We start from the raw sequence: 19,269 nt of genomic DNA, 5'->3' as shown, positions 1-19,269 counted from the left end.
TAACACCTCGAAACGGGTTCACTCAGTGGACCCCGAAACCCGAACAAAAAGTGAACGAGGGCCTAACGTCGATGTTCCGGGGGGATTCAGACATTTCGACGTTAGAGGTGAGCATGTCTTCCGCACTCTCCGCACGATCTGCGCAAAGTCCTCGTCCGCTGGACATCGAGCCGACTGCGGACATGACCTCGGTGTTGGCGAAAGCCAGGCTGATCGTCGACGCGTTCGACAGTACGAACACCGACCTTTCGCTGACCGAGCTCACTCGTCGCAGCGGAGTGTCCAAAGCCAGCGTGCATCGACTGGCCGGTGAGTTGGTCGAATGGGGTTTGCTCGAACGTGCAGGCACGAAGTACCGATTGGGGCTGCGGCTGTTCGAGTTGGGACAGATGGTCCCCCGGCAGCGGATTCTTCGCGACGCTGCCTTGCCGTACATGGAGGACTTACTTCTCGCGACCCAGGAGACCGTCCACTTCGCTGTGCGTGAAGGGTTCGACGTGCTCTACATCGAGAAGATCGTGGGCCATCGTGGTTTGAACGAGAACTCGAGGGTGGCGGGGCGACTTCCGCTGTACAGCACGGCAACGGGAAAGATCATGTTGGCGTTCTCGCCACGAGAGGTCTTCGACGAGGTCGTCGCGCAGGGCTTCGTCGCACATACCTCACGCACGACGATGTCGGTCGCAGTCCTCGCGCAGCAGCTCGAGCGAATGCGCAAGGATCAGTTGGCGGTGGAGGTAGAAGAAACGCGACTGGGCTATATGAGTGTCGCAGTTCCGGTTTTCAGCGGTAACGCTGTTCTGGCCGGTGCCCTGTCGGTGACCGCACCGACCTCGAGAATGAACGTCAATCGCGTTGCCGGAGCGCTGCGCACTGCCGGAATCGGCATTTCCCGCAGCCTGCAGGCAATGCGGTGCCTCCAACCGGCGGGCGCTGCGCGCGGAGACGGAACGTGTCATCCCACCGTGTGTTCATTCAACGGCTGCGGCAAATAGTTTGGAAGAGCGGCTTCGCCGCATGTGAGTGGAAGTTCTTAGTGGAGACCGAGTTTCCGTGCACGTGCAGCGAAGCCGCTCACTCACGGCGATGGACGAGGCTTCGGCCCACCGCCGTGCGGACGTGGCCGGCTAGGCGAGGTTGATGAATGTCGTCTTGACTTCGGTGTAGGCATCGATCGAATGGGAACCGAATTCACGGCCCCAGCCACTCATCCCGAAACCACCCCACGGTGATGCCGGATCGAGCAGAGGCAGCTGATTGACGAACACCGTGCCGAAGCGCAATCTGGGCGGGAGTGTGAGTGCGGAGTCGAGTGCCTTGGTCCACACCACCGCAGCCAACCCGTACTCGGTGTCGTTCGCCCGGGCGACGACCTCGTCCTCGTCGTCGTACGCCATGACCGACAACACCGGCCCGAAGATCTCCTCCCGGGCGATGGTCATGTCGTCGCGCACTCCGGCGAATACCGTTGGCTTGTAGAAGAAGCCGTCGGCCAGATCGCCCTGGACGCGGCTTCCGCCCGTCACCAATTCGGCTCCTTGTGACCGACCGGATTCCACGTAGGAATGCACTCGATCAAGATGTTCCTGGGATACCAGGGGGCCGATAACCGTCGACGGGTCGAATCCCGGACCGATCGGCAGCGCGTCGGCTGCTGCGGCGATCTTGGAGGTGAATTCCTCTGCGCGTGAGCTGTGTACGAAGAACCGGGTGTAGGCACCGCAGGCCTGACCCGTGTTGAACACAGCGCCCTGCAGGTTGCCTGCGACGGCAGCGTCGATGTCGGCGTCGGCAGCGATGATGCTGGGGGCCTTGCCACCGAGCTCGAGCGATACGCGCTTGAGGTTTCCGGCCGAGGCTCGAACAATGTGCTGCCCGGTTTCGGTCGAGCCGGTGAACGACACCTTGTCGACACCGCGATGGGACACCAACGCTTTACCGACTTCGGGTCCTCCGGTCAACAGGTTGACCACGCCCGCGGGCACTCCTGCTTCGAGGCACAGTTCCACCAGCTTCATGGTCGACAGCGGCGTCTGTTCGGCAGGCTTGAGGATTACCGCGTTGCCCGTGGCCAGGGCCGGGGCCAACTTCCACGCAGCAATAGCCAACGGGAAGTTCCACGGGGTGATCAGCGCGCAGACACCGACCGGTACCCGCTGCTGGAAACTGAGGTTTCCGGGAATGGACACCGGCGAAACGGTGCCCTCGATCTTGGTGGCATAACCCGCGTAGTACCGGAAGACCTGAGCGGTCAGCGGAAGGTTGACGCCGACGCTCATGAACGTCGGCTGTCCCTGGTCGGCAGTTTCGAGTGCTGCGATTTCCTTGGCGTCCCGGTCGAGCAAGTCGGCGATCCGCCACAGGAGCTGCCCTCGGGCATCCGGGCTCATTCCCTGCCAGGCATCGGACTCTAACCCCACACGTGCTGCGGCCACCGCAGCGTCGACATCCGAGATCGTGGCCTCGGCGAACCGTCCGATCACCTGGTTCGTCGCCGGATCCACGGTCTCGCCGGTACGGCCATCGGAGGCATCGACCCACTCGTTTGCGATGAGCAATTGCGTGTTGTGCATGTGTTCCCTCAACATCTCGTTCGGCGAGCGCCATATCGGACTTCGACGGTCCAATGTGCCAGCCGCGGACCGACGCCGTATCGGGGAGTTTCGGTGACCGAACCGACCCCAGATATTCGACGCGTCGTAAACAACGCGTTTCGATCCGCTCACCGGGCTGGACATTGTTATCCATCTGGATAATGATGGTGGATGTGATGGGGCGCACACCCGTCACCCGTGAGCGCAGGAGGCAATCATGTCCGTGTTGGCACACCCGTTCGACCTGGACGAGGACTCACCGCTGGCTCCGCCCAACTCCGTGCTTGGAAAAGCCTTTTCGATACTCTCGGCCTTCGATGGCGACAGCGACTCGCTCCGTCTGGTCGACCTCTGTGAGCGCAGTGGCGTTCCCAAGCCCTCGGTCTACCGGCTGGCGCAGGAGTTGGTCGCGCTCGGCTTGCTCGAGCGTGTCGGTCACGAGTACCGAATCGGGTTCAGCGTGTTCGCCCTGAGTCAGCGTGCAGGCAGCACATCGTTGCTTCGCCGAGTGGGCCGGCCGGTCCTCGTCGATCTCGTCGCGTCGACCCGGGGCACCGCACACCTGGCGGTTCGCGAGGGCACGCACACGTGCTACTTGGAGAAGCTCGGAGGAACGCGAAGCGTGCACTCGCTCTCTCGTGTCGGCGGCCGTCTCCCACTGACGTGTACAGCGTCCGGAAAGCTGCTGCTGGCAATGGCTCCCGACTCCAACCGACTGCTCGAGCAATTGGTGGAGAGCGACTTTCCACGGCTGACCGCGCAGAGCGCGCGAAGCATGCACGCCGTCCGCCGCGAGATGGTGTCGATCCGTAATCAGCGCCTGGCCACGGAGCGCGAAGAGGCTCTGGTCGGATACAAGAGCTTCGCAGTGCCCATCTACGATTCCGGCGACAACGCCATCGCGGCACTGTCCCTGACCGTGCCGGTGGACCACACCGGTGACGCCGCATTGATCAACGCACTGCGGCTCGCCTCGCACGCCATCACCCGGCAGCACACCCACGCGGCCATGAGCACGCCGAGCGTCTTCCCGGCGCAACGTCTGGCATAGGCCGTATCGCTCAACGGACCCGATTCGTGTGTCGATCGCCGTTCAGCTGTGAAGCTGGAGCAGTTCTGCCACAACGGCAGTGACGCCGCAGTCCGTGAGTGAGGTAAGCCCATGCCAATTGCCACCAGAGTCGCCATCATCGGATCTGGGAACATCGGGACCGATCTGATGATGAAGATCGGCCGCTCCGAGGTACTCGAGATGGGTGCCATGGTCGGGATCGATCCCGACTCCGACGGCCTCGCGCGTGCTCGAGCACTCGGTGTACCCGTCACCAATCGTGGCGTCGAGGGATTGATCGAGCTCGACGGGTTCGACGAGATCGACATCGTGTTCGACGCGACGTCGGCAAAAGCGCACCAGGCCAATGCAGCTCGGCTCGAACCACTGGGAAAGACGATGATCGACCTGACCCCGGCCGCGATCGGGCCGTACGTCATCCCGGCCGTCAACCTCGAAAACCACATCGACGCACGCAACGTCAACATGGTCACCTGCGGTGGGCAGGCAACCATTCCGGTGGTCGCGGCCATCAACCGCGTCGTTCCCGTTGCCTACGCCGAAATCGTGGCGTCGATCGCCTCTCGATCTGCGGGGCCGGGAACCCGCGCGAACATCGACGAGTTCACCGAGACCACATCCGCCGCGATCGAGACGGTCGGCGGCGCAGCACGCGGTAAGGCGATCATCGTGCTCAACCCGGCCGAGCCGCCGTTGATCATGCGCGACACCGTGTTTGCCCTCGTGACCGACGACGGTCGTGGTGCTCTCTCCGAACGTATCCGCGAATCCGTGTCCGCGATGGTGGCCGATGTGTCCGCCTACGTGCCCGGTTATCGGTTGAAGCAGGAGGTCCAGGTTGTCGCGGTCCCCGACGATCAGCCCGTCGAGACGTTGCTTGCCGACCCGTCCGCACCGCGGCCCACACATCAGGTCTCGGTGTTTCTCGAAGTCGAAGGCGCTGCAGACTATCTCCCCGCCTTCGCAGGCAATCTCGACATCATGACCTCCGCCGGCATCCAGGTCGCCGAACGCATCGCAAGCCGAAAGGTGGCACTCCGATGAGCACCCCCATCTACGTTCAGGACGTCACGTTGCGGGACGGTATGCATGCCGTTCGGCACCGCATGTCCCCCACCGACGTTGCCCGCATCGTCGTCGCGCTCGACGCTGCCGGCGTCGACGCGATCGAGGTGGCGCACGGCGACGGGTTGGCAGGTTCGTCGCTGAACTACGGGCCGGGATCGCACAGTGACTGGGCATGGTTGGAGGCTGCCGCGTCGGTGATCCAGCGCGCCACCCTCACCACTCTCCTGCTCCCCGGTGTGGGATCGATCCACGATCTGAAGCGGGCATACGAGCTCGGGGTCCGGTCGGTACGCGTTGCCACTCACTGCACGGAAGCAGACATCTCCGCCCAGCACATTGCGGCGGCCCGCGAGATCGGGATGGATGTGTCCGGCTTTCTGATGCTGTCGCACATGGCAGAACCCGAGGCTCTGGCACGGCAGGCCAAGTTGATGGAGTCGTACGGTGCCCACTGCGTATATGTCACCGACTCGGGTGGTCGCCTGACGATGGGCGACGTCCAGGCTCGAGTTCGCGCCTACCGCGATGTGCTCGGACCGGAAACCCAGATCGGCATCCACGCCCACGAGAATCTGTCTCTGTCCGTTGCCAATTCGCTGGTAGCGGTCGAGAACGGCGCGTACCGAGTGGACGCGTCGCTGGCCGGGCACGGAGCCGGGGCAGGAAATTGCCCCATCGAAGCCTTCATCGCTGCTGCGAACCTGTCCGGATTGACTCACGGAAGCGACCTGTTCGCGCTGCAGGACGCCGCCGACGACATCGTTCGTCCGCTTCAGGATCGACCGGTCCGCGTCGACCGCGAGACGCTGACGCTCGGCTACGCAGGCGTGTACTCGAGCTTCCTTCGGCATGCGGAGGCTGCCTCGAGTGCCTACGGAGTCGACGTTCGTGATCTCCTGATGGAATGTGGCCGTCGCAGACTGGTCGGTGGCCAGGAGGACATGATCATCGACATCGCTCTCGGTCTCGTGGCCGAAAGGGAAGCACTCCCGGCGTGATTGCCCCGACCTCGTGGGCCGAGGCAGTCGAGCTCCGCGCCCACGCCGACGCCGACGGTGAAGTGATCCGTCGCGTCGGCGGGCCGAGCATCAGCGCCGGTCGGCTACTCGAGGACGCCCTGGCCATGGCCGGCTCGATGGCCGGTGTCGTCGGTGCCGGCAGCGTTGTCGCGACCGCGTGTTCGTCCGGACCCGCGGCCGCGACACTCACCACGGCCATCTCCTGGCTCGGAGCGATCGAGCTGCCGATCCCGACGGCACTGGATCCCGATGTCGCTCGTCAACTGATGACTGCGGGCTCCGCTGTGCTCGTTGTCGCGTCTCCGGCGCGGCTGGCCATGGAGCCGCATCTGATTCGGCTCGGCGAATCCGTCGGTGTCGCAACGATGACTGTCGACGGCCACGTCGACGGCCTGGCTGCGGTGACGGACGGAACCGAGACCACACCGTCGCGTCATCGGACGTCCCCGGGCGACCCGGCCGCGATCATGGTCACGTCGGGCACCGGAGGGCGCCCGAAAGGCGCTCTCCTGTGCAATGGCGTCGGGCTCGGTCAGGCCCGACGTGTCTCCCGCGCCATGCATTACGGCTCCGACGACGTGCTGCTCAATGTGTTTCCCTGGCAACACGTCAATGCCCGTCATGCCGCGTTCCTACCCGCGGTGATGTCCGGGGCCCGCCTGGTTGTCGACGACTTCTCCGCACGACGGTTCTGGCGTACCGCCAGGGAAGAGCACATCACCGCCTTCAACTTCATGGGTGCGGTGTGCGCGATACTGCTTCGCTCCCCCGCCACCGAAGACGATCGCGCTCACACCATTTCGCGCGCCTACGGCGGACCTGCACCGGACTGGATGTTCCACAGCGTGGCGGAGCGCTTCGGTGTCGAGCTACGGCAGGCGTATGCATCGACCGAGCTCGGTGACGTGGCCACGACCGATGTGGCGCCGCGCCCGGGCGCGGCCGGTCGAGTCGTCGACGATTATCGAGTGCGCGTGGTGGACGACGACGGACGTACGGTGAACGACGGAACGCCCGGCTCGCTCGAGGTACGGCCGTGTGGCGAGAACCTGACCTTCACCGAATACGTCGGAGAACCCGAGATCACCCGAAAAGCCTGGCGTGACGGTTGGTTCGTCACCGGTGACTGTGGGCGTCTGGTCGACGGGTGGCTCTACTACGAGGGGCGAACCGCCGACACGATCCGACGCCGGGGTTTGACTGTCGACGCCGAACGAGTGGAGTGGGTGGCGTCCGGCCACCCGGACGTTGCCCAGGCTGCTGCGGTCGGCGTGCCGTCCGAGCTGACCGAGGACGAGGTACTGCTCGCCGTCGTCCCCCGTCACGGACGACACATCTGCCCGCGCGATCTTCTCCGATACTGCGCGCAGGAATTACCGCGCCACGCGGTCCCCCGGTACGTCAACGTGGAGACGGCCTTGCCGACCACGGCCAGTAAGAAACTGAACCGGCGCGCACTGCGCGATCGCGGTATTCCGACCTCCGCGTTCGATGCCGAAGCGCACCAACAAGATTAGGAGCTTTCACTTGTCCGTTCCTGCGATTCGCGTACTGGACCTCACCGACCGGCTCGGATACCAGGCCGCGCGTGTGTTCGTCGGCCTCGGTGCCGACGTGGTACGGGTAGCCCTCCACGATAGTTCGGATTCGGCGGCAGACCGACTGCACTGGCACGCCGGGAAGAAGGTCCTTCGACATTCGGGGACCGTCTCGGACGCCACGTTGATCGAACTGATCGCCCAGGCCGACGTGGTGCTCGAGTCCGGCCCCGCACCCGGGCTTCGCACCCTTGCTCTGCGCGAGAGTAGGCCGTCGCTGTGGGACGCGGTCGTGCACACGGTGATCACCCCGTTCGGCAATTCGGGCCCACGCCGAGAGTGGCTCGGCGACGACACCGTGATCACCGCAGCAGGCGGGATGGCGTGGCTCTGCGGAGATGCCGGACAGGCCCCCGAGCCACCGCCACGCGAGCAGGGAACTCAACTCGCCGGCACCCACGGTGCCATCGGCGCATTGCTCGCCCTCATTGCACGACGTCGAACGAACGCAGGGCAATTGGTCGAGATCTCTGCGCAGGAGGCCGTCGCGGCCACCCTCGAGATCGGTGCCATCTCGTGGATCCACGGCGGGACGATTCCCGGGCGCACCTCGGGCATCTACGGTCACGTCGCCCACCGAGTGTTCCGGGCATCCGACGGGTTCCTCGCCGGCGGTTATTCCGGATCCCCCCGTATGTGGACGGACCTTCTTGCCTGGATGGTCGAAGAGGGCGAGGCCGAGGATCTGGCGGACGACCGCTGGCAGGACAACGAGATTCGGTGGCGCGAGCGAGCACATGTGGATGCAGTGGTGTCCCGCTTCACCGGTCGACGCTCGGCCGGACCGTTCGCCAAGGAGGCCCGTCGTCGAGCATTGCCCTGGGCCGAGGTGGCGAACGGACCTGCGCTGCTGGACAATCCGCAGCTACTGGATCGACAGTTCTTCGTCCACAGTGGAAGCAAGGGCAGCTACCGGGACGTCGGCTTCGGCTGGGAGTCACCCGCGCTACCGAGACCCGTCCGCCTCGCCGAGCCTCGCGATGTCACGGCAGCCGAAGCCTGGGCCGTTCCGCGACCGAACCCGCGCGACGACGCGGCCGAGGTACGTCGCGACGAGCGCGCGCCGGCCGACGGGGCGAGCACCACCGGCGCACTGAACGGAGTCCGCGTTCTCGATCTGACCTGGGTTCTGGCCGGCCCGTACGTCACCAAGACATTCGCCGAACACGGCGCCGACATTTTCAAGGTGGAGTCGTACCACCGAAAGGACCCCACCCGCTTCTCGCCGGGGATGAGACTGCGCCCCGACGCCGGATTCGACGACGGTGGCTACTTCCTCAACTTCAACCGCAACAAGAGAAGCGTTGCGTTGAATCTGAAAACCGAAGCCGGCCAGGATCTCTTGCGTCGCCTTGCCGCGGATGTCGACGTCGTCGTGGAAAATTTCAGCCCGGGCGTCCTGGCGCGATGGGGGCTCGACTACGAACAACTTCGCAAGATCAACCCCGGCGTCGTGTTGGTGTCCATGGCCGGGACCGGCCAGACGGGACCGTGGCGCGATGCCGTGACCTTCGCCGACACCCTCGCGGCCATGTCCGGACTGACAGCGGAGACAGCACGGGCCGATCGCGATCCACAGGGGCTGACGTTCGGACTCGGCGACATGGTCGCTGCGAATTCGGCTGTCATCGGCGCACTCGAACTGCTCTATCGCGGTGAAGGTGGCCACGTCGACCTGTCGCAGCTCGAAGCAATGGCCTCGAATTTGGGCACCGCGGCTCTCGAAAGTCAAGTGGCAGGCGATATTCCGACCGATTCGGCACGAATCCTGAAGAGTCTCGGTGACGATCGATGGATAGCGGTGGGGAGTTGCACTTCCGACGCGCTGAACGACGCGCTCACGTCGATCGGGACGGCCGTCGAGCACGATCCATGGGAAGCGCTGACGCAGACGGCCGCGACGACGGACGCCGACGTGCTCGCGGAGCGCCTGCAGAGCCAGGGAATCGCCGCATATCCCGTCCGCGACGGACGAGACCTGGTGGACACGGACGCACAGCTGCGCGCCCGCAATTTCTACCCCACCCTCGAACACCCACTGGCGGGATCCGTTGCGCACGAGGGTCTCGTCGCCCACCTGTCCGCTACCCCGGGCGGATTACGCACAGCAGCACCACTTCTGGGCCAACACACCGACGACATCCTCGTCGAACAGCTGGGTCTGACTCCGGACGAGCTGGTCGACCTGCACAACGAAGGAGTTCTTTCATGAGTACCGAACCGACCGGCCACCGCTACGAGCGCGACGGCGACATCGTCACCGTGGTGATCGACCACGGGCCGATCAACATCGTCGATCCGGAACTGATCGAATCGATGATCACACATCTTCCCACCGTGCTGGACGACCCGACGGTGCGATGTGTGGTGGTTCGCGGCAAGGACCGAATCTTCGTCGGTGGAGCGAATCTGCGGGTCATGCAACGACTCGATCCCGATACCTATCGGCACATGCGTCGATGGGTGGTGGTGCAACGCTTGCTCGAACTGGCTCCCAAACCGGTGATCGCAGCGCTGAACGGCCATGCACTCGGTGGAGGTGCCGAACTGTCGCTGGCCTGCGACCTGCGAATCCTGCACGCAAAGGCCATGTTCGGATTTCCGGAGACAGATCTCGGGATCTTTCCCGGTGCCGGTGGATCGCAACGGCTGCCCCGCTTGGTCGGGGCACATCGGGCCAAACGATTCATCATCGACGCCACCAAGTTCACGGCGGAGCAAGCTCTACGAGAAGGCTTGGTCGACGTGGTCGCCGGTGACGATTTCGAGGACGTTGTTGCCCGCGAAGCACGTCGACTCGCCGACCGTCCCACCGCCACGATCGGTTTGGTGAAGTCCGTGATCGATCGCGGCCTACACCTGCCCATCGACGAGGCCATGGCGGTCGAGGAGCAACACGTCATGGCCAACCTCGAGCTACGCGACGCCGCCGAGGGCATCGGATCGTTCCTCGACAAGCGTGCTGCGCAGTTCGAGGGTCGATGAGCTAGGGGTCAGTTGACCACGCCGGTAGCAGAGACGTTGTCGCTCAGCGACTTCACCAGCGTGGCCAACTGCGGCAGGTCCGATCGGGCGGCCGACGCAGTCAACGACACCGCCGCCAACAGCAGGCCGGTGGGCCCGAAGATGGGCGCAGCGACCGAGCAGTAACCTGCGGTCATCTCTTCCCGTTCGGAGGCGTACCCGTCGGCCCTCGCTCGGCGAAGTTGCTCGGCCAACATGCCGGGTAGCACGATCGTCGCCGGGGTCACCCGCTCCAGCGGGCCCCTGGCAAGCAGATCGTTGAACAGCTTCGGCTGCCCGAATGCGAGCAGCACCTTCCCGGTGGCCGTCGAGTGCAGCGGAAGCCGACCCGCGATCCGTGACGGGCGGGCGGAAGTGGGGCCGCCGGCGACCTTTTCGAGGTACAGAACTTCGTGGCCGTCGAGCACCGCCAAATGCACTGTCTCGTGGGTCCGGTGATGCAGGGTCTCCATGAACGGCCGGACGGCGTCGCGCAGAACACGTAATCTCGGGACGCGGCTCCCCAACTCGAAAGCCCGCATGCCGAGGCGATATTCGAGACCGGACCGCTCGAGCATTCCCCATTCGAGGAGTTCCCGGCTGAGCCTGTGTACCGATGCTTTCGATATCTGGGTGCGCTGCGCCAATTCGGTCAACGTGAGGCTGTCGTCGTCGAGTCGAAACGCTTCGAGAATCAACCGCGTTTTGCCCAGCACCGAGTTCGCGACGCTGGGTGCGGCGCAGTCATCCTGCTCGGGCACTGTCGTCTTTCGAGGGCAGGAGGAACACGGTACGGATCAGAATTTCTGCCAACCGCTGCATCTCTCGGACGTGCACCAGGTTCATGCCACGCGTGAAGTCGATGCTCGAACCATCGGGAACCGCAGCCACTTTCGGCATTCCGACCCGAGCCGTGGGCACACCGCGCATGCGAAGAATGTTCGCGTCGGTGGCACCGCTGTTGTCCATGATGATCTGGTGCGGTGAACCGGAGACCGTCTCGAAGGCATCGACCGCCGCCAGAATCACCGGTGAGTCGGGGGGCGTGTGGGTCGCCGGAATGGCCGCCACCGCTCGTGCCGACACCTCCACGCCGAGCTGCTCGCTCACCCCGGCCAGCATGGCGCGAACTTCGCGCAGCACCGTGGCCGGCGTCTGTCGGGTCGTCAGCCTCAGATCGAGCCGAAGCGTCACTGCCGCAGGGGTCGACGCCGCGAGCCGGCGAAGGCCGCCTCTGATCGACGAGACAATTCCCTGGGGCGTCATCGTCGAATATCGATGGCGCTGTGCGTATTCCTCGAGCCAGTCTTCGAGGGCGACGGCCACGCGGCCGGCCGACGCAACTGCGTTGCTGTACGGAATGCGGTGGCGACTGCCAACGTAAGTGTGTCCACCGTGCACGGTCACGTCGATCCACACGAGCCCGACCTCCTCGTGCAGCACCGTCCAACCGGGCTTGGCGATGACTGCGAAGTCGGTGGTGTACCCACGTTCGAGCATGAACCCCGCGCCGACACCGTGACCGGTGTTCGTGCGGTCCGGCGCACCGACTCCCGACACCGCGAAACTCGGCATGCCGCCGGCTCCGAAGCCGCCCACGACGTCTCCGGGCGGAGTGACGCCGGCTGCGTGCAACGCATGCAGTACAGCCAGCACCACTGCGCCGTGGCCCTTGGGATTACCGGCTCCGAGTCCCTCGACGATGTCGCCCGAGACCACCGACCGCGGTGCGAGATCCGGCCGCCACGACACGGCCGCGCCGGGGATGTCCAGCGCGGGATCACCGGTGGTGAACGTGTCGATCGGGGCGTAGAGCAGAAGGGACGGTCCGACGCCGCCGGGGATGGTCGCGACGGCATTCGCCTGGCTCGAGTCGATGCGCTGGACCTCGGCGTCGACCCCGGCCGAGGCCAGATCCGACGTGATCCACTCGGCCAGCGGTGCTTCCCCGCCGGTGGGGCTGGGAATGTCCACCATTGCCCGAACGGCAGCGAGCAGTCGTTCTCGCGTGAGATGTGCGAGAACGCGCTCGATGGCCTCGTCGGCGGAGTCCCTTCTGCTCACGGTCGTCACTTGGGAATGACCACCGCTCGTCCACGGACCTTTCCCGCGCCGAGCTTGTCGAGCGCAATCCCGGTCTCGTCCAACGAGAAACTCTCGTAGTCGAGCGTCAGATCTCCTGCAGCCAACAGAGCAGCGAGTTCGGGAACCGTGGCACGCGCGGACTGCTCGCGCCGAATCATGTTGACCGGCAACAGCGCAACGTCGTCGAGCAGCCAGTTCGACAGCCCGATCGACACGTCGTTGCCGGTGACGTATCCGATCGATACCGCGCGGCCGCCGGGGCGCACCCAACGGGATCTGACGATGAGATTCGACCCGCCCAGTGTGTCCACCAGCAGGGTGGCCGCGCGCTGCTCGGCGAGTACGGCGAACTGCTCGTCGTCACCGGCGACCAATGCGGTGGCACCGTCAGGGACCCGCGACGCCTGCTCGCGGTCGGCTACGAGGGCCGTCACCGTGGCTCCGTACCGCAGGGCCAGCTGGGTGACCATCGAGCCTACGGCACCGGCGGCACCGGCCACGATGACGTGTTCCTCGGCAGCGCTGCCGACGTCGGGCAACCACGAACCGAGTCGACCGACGTCGACCAGTGCAGCGCGGGCGGTCGTCGTCGGAACCCAGAATGTCGCTGCGACCTCGGGTGAAAGACCGTGGGGCACCTCGACCAAAGCCTTGTCCTTGACGACGACGTACTCGGCCCACGTTCCGTTCTTGAACAGTCCGAGGCCACCGCCGCGCACAACGACCTTGGTGCCGGGCTCGAACACGGCGGACTCGACGACGACGCCGCTGCCCTCCACGCCTCCGGTGTACGGCAACGTCGGCTTGATTCCGAACTCACCACTGGCGACGGTCACGTCGAGGTGCGCTACCGATGCGGCCTCGACGCGGACGAGTGCCTCGCCCGCTGCCGGCACCGGCACGTCGACGTCTTCGACGACCGGCGCTTCGCCCCACGCGTGCACCCGGGCTGCGCGCATCGTCGCACTCATGCGATCGGGTGCTTCTCGAGGAACGCGAGACTGGCCGCGTTGTACTCGTCCGCGTGCTCACGCTGGGGCCAGTGGCCGCAGTTCTCGAACAACAGAAGCTCGGATCCGGCGATGTTCTGGTGCATCGCGTGTGCCTCCGGAATGTCGCCGAACGGGTTGTTGCGCCCCCACACGACCAGGGTGGGAACAGTGATCTGAGCGAGGTCCTCGGGTGTGAGGATGTTCCGCAGCCGAGTCTCCATGTTCTGCAGCGACAGGAGATTGTCGATACCTGCGATGAAATCCGGCTGGTGATAGATGGTGTGCCGAACCGAGATCAATTCCTCGCTCGCGTTGGCCGGATCGTGCATCAGCAACTGCATCCGACGGCGCGTCAACTCCACGTCGTCGGTCTCGACGGCCTTTCGCGTACTCGTGCGAATGCGATCCATGACCTCCGGATTGGCCACTGTTCCACCGGCCGCGATCATCTGCAGCGAAGCGACACGATCGGGGTTGTCGATTGCGGTCCGACCGCCCACCCAACCGCCCAGTGACTCTCCGCCGATGTGCGCCTTGTCGATACCGACGGCATCGAAGTACGCGAGCAAGTGATCCCGGTAGCGCGGAATTTCGTACGGGTAGTCCGGCTTTCCGGTGTACCCGTGGCCGAGCATGTCGATCGCGTGAACGGTGTAGCGCTCCGCGTGCGGCTTGATGTTCTGGACGAACGCTTCCAGGTGCCCGCTGGTGCCGTGCAAGAACACGATGTGCTCGGCACCGTTACCTGCCCGAAGCGATCGGGTGGGGATGCCACCTGCGTCGATGGTGCTGACACTGAAGTCGAGCCCCGCCAGTTCCGTCCAAATTGTTCGTGCGAGTTCCTGCGTCACGTTGGATGCTCCTACTCAGTCGATACGGTGCTATTGATTGATGCGATGTACTTGGGTGTTGACGCGTGCCAACGGGTTCGGGATCAGACGCTGGTGGGTGGCCAGGCGCCCGCTGAAGTAGCGCAGCGCGCCGATCCCGGTACCGATGGCCAGCGGGATGTACAGAATCTTCACGACGGTGTCCTCGTTCGCTCGATCAGGGATGTTGGCTGGCAGTGAAGAATCCGGACACCACCGCGTGGTACGCAGCGGGCCGCTCTTCCTGCAGATGGTGCGAGACGTTGTCCATCACATGCAGATTGCCGCGTTTGATCATGCGCGCGAGCATCATTGGATAGTCGGGCGTGAGGAATGCATCCTCGCGGCCCCAGATGAACAAGGTGGGCGCCTCGATCAGGCCCAATTGCTGTGTCAGGTCCTGCCATTCGCCGCGTGGGCTGTCCGACATCGCAGCGAGTGCCGTTTCCTCGGGATCGAGGCTCTGCTGGTAGCGCATGTCCAGGGTCTCCTCGGGGAGACGATCGGGGTCGCACCATTCCAGGCGGGTGATCAGCGTCCGCATCTTCTCCCGGGTGGGTCCTTCGCCGCCGTAGTAGACGTCCCGTGCGGTCCGTCCCCGATGACCGCGCTCGGGAAGTGGTGCCAGTGGACCGTAGAACACCGGCATACTTCCGGTGATCACCAGTGAGCGAACACGCTCGGGGTGCAGGGCAGCGAAGTTCAGGGCGATCGTTCCACCCCACGAGTTGCAGACGAAGTCGGCTTGCTCGATGCCGAGTGCGTCCATCAGCGCCACCGTCTTGGCCGCATGGAAGTCCCACATCGGGCCATCGATCAGGCACTTCTCCGACTGCCCGTACTGCAGGATATCCACCAGCACGCAACGTCGGTCTGCCTCGAAATACGGTGCGACGGGGCCGAAGTCACTCCACGCGGTGCATCCTGGGCCGCCGCCGTGCAGGAAGATCGTGTCCTGCCCGGTGCCGATGTCGTAGTAGTGGTAGGTGGCACCGTCCGCTTCGATGAAGCGGCTTTCCGGGGGTGCCGAAGCGGCGGGCGACTTCCCGACCGCAACCGGTGATGCGACAGTCATGAGTTCTTCTCTCCTGGCAAGGTGTGGGGTTCGATCACTGCCACGCCCATTCCCGTCAACCATTCGGGCATCGGCGAATACGCAAGGGTCTTGCCCGGCGCGAAGCCGAGAGCAGCAGCCATCATCAGCCACGTTCGTAGCTCCTGGCCACCGTTTCCTGCATTTTCGGCAATCTGCTCGGACGTCCACTGTGTGTATTTCTGCAGATCTCCGTGTTCGAGATCGCGCAGAAACTGTTCGTCGAATTCCGGGAATATGGTCGGCTTCGCTCCGACGATGATTTCCCGTCGCCGCTTGTCGTAGCGTTCCCATTCGCCGCGCCCGTTCAACCAGGCTTCGACCAGGAACTCCTCGTCCTCTCCCTCGGGAGCGGTCCAGTCACTGGGCCACGGCAACTGGTGTGACAGTCCGCCCGAGGCGACGACCACGACGCGGCGGTCACCGAAGCTCTCGATTGCCGCGGCGATATTGCGACCGAGCTCGGCGACACGAGGAAGTGTCGGCAGGGGCGCGGCGAACACGTTGACCACCAACGGCACCACCGGGACGTCGATCCCGTCGAGCAGGTACTGAATTGCGTGGGACTGACCGTGGTCGATCTGCAGGCGTGCCGAAATGGCGACTTCGGTGCCGGCATCGACGAGGTACTGAGCCAACGCACCAGCGAATTCGGGATCGGTCTTCTGCGGGCCCTTCGGTGTTCCGCCGTCACCGGCGGCAACGACCTCGCCGACGCCCATGGTGAAGGACGGGATCATGTCCAGCCAGAACCCCCGGAAGTGATTGGATCCCACCAGAACCACGACATCCGGACGTGCTTCGACGATGCGGTCGCGGGCCGTCGCGAGTCCGTCTCGAAACGCCTCGGCACGCTCGGTGTGAACGACCTTGTCCCAGTGGGTGTTCATCAACGTGGAGTGAGATGCCCCGATTCCCAGCACGATTGACATGTTTTGCTCCTTAGGTCGAGCTCGAATCAGAGGGTGAGATCATTACGGGGTCGGTACGTCGATGCCCTGTTCGGCCAACGCATCGATCCGATCCTCTGTCGTGTCCTCGGCGAGCTTGCGCCACTGCAGAAGCGAGTCGTCGGGCCGGTACAGCTTCTCCGGCGGTGCATCGGTCACCTCGACCATCCACTTGTCCTGGCTGGAGAACTGACCGTGGAACAGCCAACGGACCGCTCCGAGGTACTTGAAGTAGAAGGGAATGGTCTTGAGCCCCTTCTGGAAATCCGCCATCACTCCCACGTAGAGGTGGTTGTCCTCGTCCACCGGTACGTAGAACTCGTAGTGAATGAAGGTGGGGTAGGCGATACGCAGAACACCCGGCATACTCACCGACGCGAAACCCGGGAACTCCTGTGCCGCAATCACCGGGTTCACCTCACGGTGTGAACCGGTGTTGCCGATGTTCGTGGTGGTCTTCGGCGGGTTGCTCTTGAACCACGCCTTCCCGGTCCACTTGCCGAGGCCGGGGAAGTCCGCATCCCAGAACTGTTCCAGCTGAACTCGGTAGATCCAGCGACCGCGCTTGACGATCTTGGTGGTGTTCCACACCGGCATCGCCTTGAACAGCCGCCACAGCGCCGTTCGGTGCAGGTACTTCGCGTGTCCCTCGTCGTACCCGTTCTCGCAGGCGAAGCGCCAGTTGCCTTCTCGCGGCATGATTCGCGATCCGATGACGGCAGCGTTGCTGACGAGTTCCTCGGGCAGCTGCTCGTCGATGGGGTGTGGCTCTTCACCGTCGCCGACGAAAATCCACACCATTCCCAGTCGTTCCTCGACGTGGTAGGTCGGTTGGGTGACCTTGCCGCAGATCGGCGACTTGGGACCGTCGGTGATGGCGGCCTTGAGGTCGCCGGTCTCGAGATCGAAAGTCCAGCCGTGGTACACGCACGAGATCGTGCCGGGAAACTGCTTGTTCCCGTAGCTCAGCGGCACTCCGCGGTGGGGGCACCGATTGGCCATGCCTCGAACGACACCGCGGTCGCGGATGACGAAGATGTCCTCGCCGAGCAGCTTGACCCGTACGGGACGCTCGCCGACCTTGGACGAGAACACCACCGGGTACCAGTAGCCGCGAAAGCCTGCTCCGGCTGCCTGATACAGGGGCCAACTCGACCAGTCCTGCCTACCGGGCAGGTTGCCGTCCTTCTTCTTCTGGGCCGGCGTCTTCACTCGGTCCGCTTCTTTCGGCGGTGTCGCGACGGTAGGGCGCGATACCGTCGACGCCGCGCGGGGTTCCAGCGTCTCGCTCATATGTGCTCTCCAGGTGCAGTTCACTCGTGTCGTGGGAAGCAATCGACTTCTCGACCGATCGCTCCGAGTCGGCACAGCACATCACTGCGTTGCGGACACCACAATCGAAGCGGTCCGCCTACCGGAATTTGTCCACGCGCCCGGCCTTCTCGGACCGAGAACCCCGCCCGGTTCCGCTCAGCGGTCCAATCCACGTGATGTATCCGACGGCGGCGCCTACTGTCCCTAGGACCCAACGAACTCGAAGGAGACCCGATGACCATTCAGCCCTCGGTCGTCACGACCGACGTCGCCATCGTCGGTGCTGGCCCGACCGGACTCTACGGCGCGTACTACGCCGGCTTTCGCGGGCTGGAGACCGTAGTCATCGACGCTCTCCCCCAGGCAGGAGGGCAGGTGATGGCCCTGTACCCGGAGAAGCAGATTCGCGACGTGGCCGCGCTGCCGTCGATACGGGGTCGTGACTTCGTCGCCAATCTCGTGGAGCAGGCCGGTGCCTTCTCACCGACTTATCTACTCGGCCGTCAGGCCATCGAGCTGACCCACGAGGACGGCCTGCCGGTCCTGACCCTCGACGACGGCACGATCGTTCGTGCCGGTGCCGTCGTGCTGACCGCCGGTATCGGTACCCCGACGCCGCGGGCGATGGAGACCGGTACCGAATGGCTCGGATCCGCACTCTCCTACTTCGTCACCGATCCCACGGTCCATGCCGACCAGGATGTCGTCATCGTCGGTGGCGGTGACTCCGCGCTCGACTGGGCAGATGCACTGGCCTCGATCGCCCGATCGGTCACGTTGGTCCACCGCCGAGCCACGTTCCGAGGTCACGCCGCGACTCTCGAACGCGTGCGTTCGGGCAAGGTCGCCATCCACACGGACACCGAAGTCCTTGCCCTGGTGGGCGATCTGGAAACCGGGTCGTTGTCGAAGGTGGCGCTTCGGGCGAAGAACGGCGAGGAAACCGTCGTCGCGGCCGATCATGTGATCGCCGCTCTCGGCTTCATCAGCAATCTCGGCCCCATCCGCGACTGGAACCTCGAACTGCGAGGCCGTTCCATCGCCGTCGACCGTTCGGGTCGAACCAACCTGCCCCGCGTCTACGCCGCCGGTGACGTGACCGACTACGACGGAAAGGTCAAGCTCATGTCGGTCGGATTCGGTGAAGTCGCGACCGCGATGAATCACGTTGCGGTCGACCTCGACCCCGACCTGGTGCTCTTCCCCGGACATTCGACCGACGGCGCCTGAGCGCCTCACCACACCAGACCTCACCACACCAGGAGGAACCAGCATGTCCTACGTCATCGGAATCAACTGCATCGATCAGCTCGATCGGTCGTGCATCGAAGTGTGCCCCGTCGACTGCATCTACATCGGCGACCGCCGCAGCTACATCAACCCCAACGAGTGCATCGACTGCGGGGCATGCGAAGTGGAGTGCCCGGTGGACGCCGTCTTCGTCGACCGAAAAGCGCGCAAGGATCCCGAGCTCGCAGAATTCGTCGCAGATTCCATCGCCTTCTTCAACGAGCCGTTGCCGGGAAGAAGCGAGCCGATCGGTGATCCGGGCGGATCTCAGAAATTGGGACCGTTGGGCGTCGACACCGAATTCACGGCGAATCACTGAGCG

18 protein-coding genes are annotated in these 19,269 nt (G+C 64.4%); 9 read left to right on the top strand and 9 right to left on the bottom strand.

From position 1 onward, the window contains the following. Positions 1–182: 182 nt before the first annotated feature. On the top strand, positions 183–995 hold the full coding sequence (locus CH275_RS21405; protein WP_179275106.1) for an IclR family transcriptional regulator: 813 nt from the start codon (positions 183–185) through the stop codon (positions 993–995). Positions 996–1,127: 132 nt separating this feature from the next. Here the strand turns inward: CH275_RS21405 and CH275_RS21400 are convergent, their stop codons facing one another. Next, positions 1,128–2,573, bottom strand: coding sequence for an aldehyde dehydrogenase family protein (locus CH275_RS21400; protein ID WP_094680338.1), 1,446 nt, complete (start codon positions 2,571–2,573; stop codon positions 1,128–1,130). Between the two features lie 238 nt (positions 2,574–2,811). Between CH275_RS21400 and CH275_RS21395 the strand changes: the two genes are divergently transcribed. From CH275_RS21395 to CH275_RS21370, 6 genes are all read left to right on the top strand, one after another. Next, positions 2,812–3,645, top strand: coding sequence for an IclR family transcriptional regulator (locus CH275_RS21395; protein WP_094680209.1), 834 nt, complete (start codon positions 2,812–2,814; stop codon positions 3,643–3,645). A gap of 111 nt (positions 3,646–3,756) precedes the next feature. Continuing rightward, positions 3,757–4,710 carry an acetaldehyde dehydrogenase (acetylating) gene (locus CH275_RS21390; RefSeq protein ID WP_094680208.1) on the top strand — a complete coding sequence of 318 codons (954 nt, stop codon included), beginning with the start codon at positions 3,757–3,759 and terminating at the stop codon, positions 4,708–4,710. After that, entirely contained in the window at positions 4,707–5,732 is a 1,026-nt protein-coding gene (dmpG, locus tag CH275_RS21385; protein WP_094680207.1) for a 4-hydroxy-2-oxovalerate aldolase, read from the top strand. The genes CH275_RS21390 and dmpG overlap by 4 nt, the downstream gene beginning before the upstream one ends. After that, the gene (locus CH275_RS21380; RefSeq protein WP_179276266.1) at positions 5,729–7,270 is read left to right on the top strand and encodes an AMP-binding protein; all 1,542 of its coding nucleotides are present in this window, start codon (positions 5,729–5,731) and stop codon (positions 7,268–7,270) included. The genes dmpG and CH275_RS21380 overlap by 4 nt, the downstream gene beginning before the upstream one ends. A gap of 10 nt (positions 7,271–7,280) precedes the next feature. Continuing rightward, complete coding sequence (locus CH275_RS21375) at positions 7,281–9,563, top strand: CaiB/BaiF CoA-transferase family protein (RefSeq protein ID WP_179276265.1); 2,283 nt, start codon at positions 7,281–7,283, stop codon at positions 9,561–9,563. Beyond that, complete coding sequence (locus tag CH275_RS21370) at positions 9,560–10,336, top strand: enoyl-CoA hydratase/isomerase family protein (protein WP_094680204.1); 777 nt, start codon at positions 9,560–9,562, stop codon at positions 10,334–10,336. The genes CH275_RS21375 and CH275_RS21370 overlap by 4 nt, the downstream gene beginning before the upstream one ends. 8 nt (positions 10,337–10,344) lie before the next feature. On the opposite strand, the gene CH275_RS21365 is transcribed toward CH275_RS21370, so the two are convergent. The 8 genes from CH275_RS21365 to CH275_RS21335 are packed head-to-tail and all read right to left on the bottom strand — an operon-like array spanning position 10,345 to position 17,636. Continuing rightward, the gene (locus CH275_RS21365; RefSeq protein ID WP_094680203.1) at positions 10,345–11,115 is read right to left on the bottom strand and encodes an IclR family transcriptional regulator; all 771 of its coding nucleotides are present in this window, start codon (positions 11,113–11,115) and stop codon (positions 10,345–10,347) included. Next, entirely contained in the window at positions 11,099–12,418 is a 1,320-nt protein-coding gene (locus tag CH275_RS21360) for a M20 family metallopeptidase (protein WP_256991147.1), read from the bottom strand. The genes CH275_RS21365 and CH275_RS21360 overlap by 17 nt, the downstream gene beginning before the upstream one ends. Positions 12,419–12,423: 5 nt before the next feature. Further along, positions 12,424–13,410 carry a quinone oxidoreductase family protein gene (locus CH275_RS21355; RefSeq protein WP_256991146.1) on the bottom strand — a complete coding sequence of 329 codons (987 nt, stop codon included), beginning with the start codon at positions 13,408–13,410 and terminating at the stop codon, positions 12,424–12,426. Beyond that, positions 13,407–14,282, bottom strand: a complete 876-nt coding sequence (locus CH275_RS21350) for an alpha/beta fold hydrolase (RefSeq protein ID WP_032385612.1) — start codon at positions 14,280–14,282, stop codon at positions 13,407–13,409. Before CH275_RS21350 ends, CH275_RS21355 begins: the two co-directional genes overlap by 4 nt. Before the next feature lie 30 nt (positions 14,283–14,312). Next, positions 14,313–14,456 carry a hypothetical protein gene (locus CH275_RS29620; RefSeq protein ID WP_155288885.1) on the bottom strand — a complete coding sequence of 48 codons (144 nt, stop codon included), beginning with the start codon at positions 14,454–14,456 and terminating at the stop codon, positions 14,313–14,315. Positions 14,457–14,478: 22 nt separating this feature from the next. Then, positions 14,479–15,375, bottom strand: coding sequence for an alpha/beta fold hydrolase (locus CH275_RS21345; protein WP_048319519.1), 897 nt, complete (start codon positions 15,373–15,375; stop codon positions 14,479–14,481). Continuing rightward, positions 15,372–16,325 (bottom strand): catechol 1,2-dioxygenase, encoded by a 954-nt coding sequence (locus tag CH275_RS21340; protein ID WP_094680201.1) that lies wholly within the window; start codon positions 16,323–16,325, stop codon positions 15,372–15,374. The genes CH275_RS21345 and CH275_RS21340 overlap by 4 nt, the downstream gene beginning before the upstream one ends. Before the next feature lie 42 nt (positions 16,326–16,367). Next, a complete protein-coding gene (locus CH275_RS21335; protein ID WP_080731842.1) occupies positions 16,368–17,636 on the bottom strand; it encodes a Rieske 2Fe-2S domain-containing protein in 1,269 nt (422 codons plus the stop codon). 255 nt (positions 17,637–17,891) lie between these two features. On the opposite strand from CH275_RS21335, the gene CH275_RS21330 reads away from it, so the two are divergent. Together CH275_RS21330 and CH275_RS21325 are read left to right on the top strand one after the other, a co-directional pair. Continuing rightward, on the top strand, positions 17,892–18,887 hold the full coding sequence (locus tag CH275_RS21330; protein WP_032385614.1) for an NAD(P)/FAD-dependent oxidoreductase: 996 nt from the start codon (positions 17,892–17,894) through the stop codon (positions 18,885–18,887). Positions 18,888–18,930: 43 nt separating this feature from the next. Further along, positions 18,931–19,266 (top strand): indolepyruvate ferredoxin oxidoreductase subunit alpha, encoded by a 336-nt coding sequence (locus CH275_RS21325; RefSeq protein WP_032385615.1) that lies wholly within the window; start codon positions 18,931–18,933, stop codon positions 19,264–19,266. Positions 19,267–19,269 lie beyond the last annotated feature (3 nt).

The organism is Rhodococcus sp. 06-235-1A (genome assembly GCF_002258785.1).
In the GTDB taxonomy this organism is placed as follows: domain Bacteria; phylum Actinomycetota; class Actinomycetes; order Mycobacteriales; family Mycobacteriaceae; genus Rhodococcoides.
This window is presented reverse-complemented; position numbering and strand designations above follow the sequence as displayed.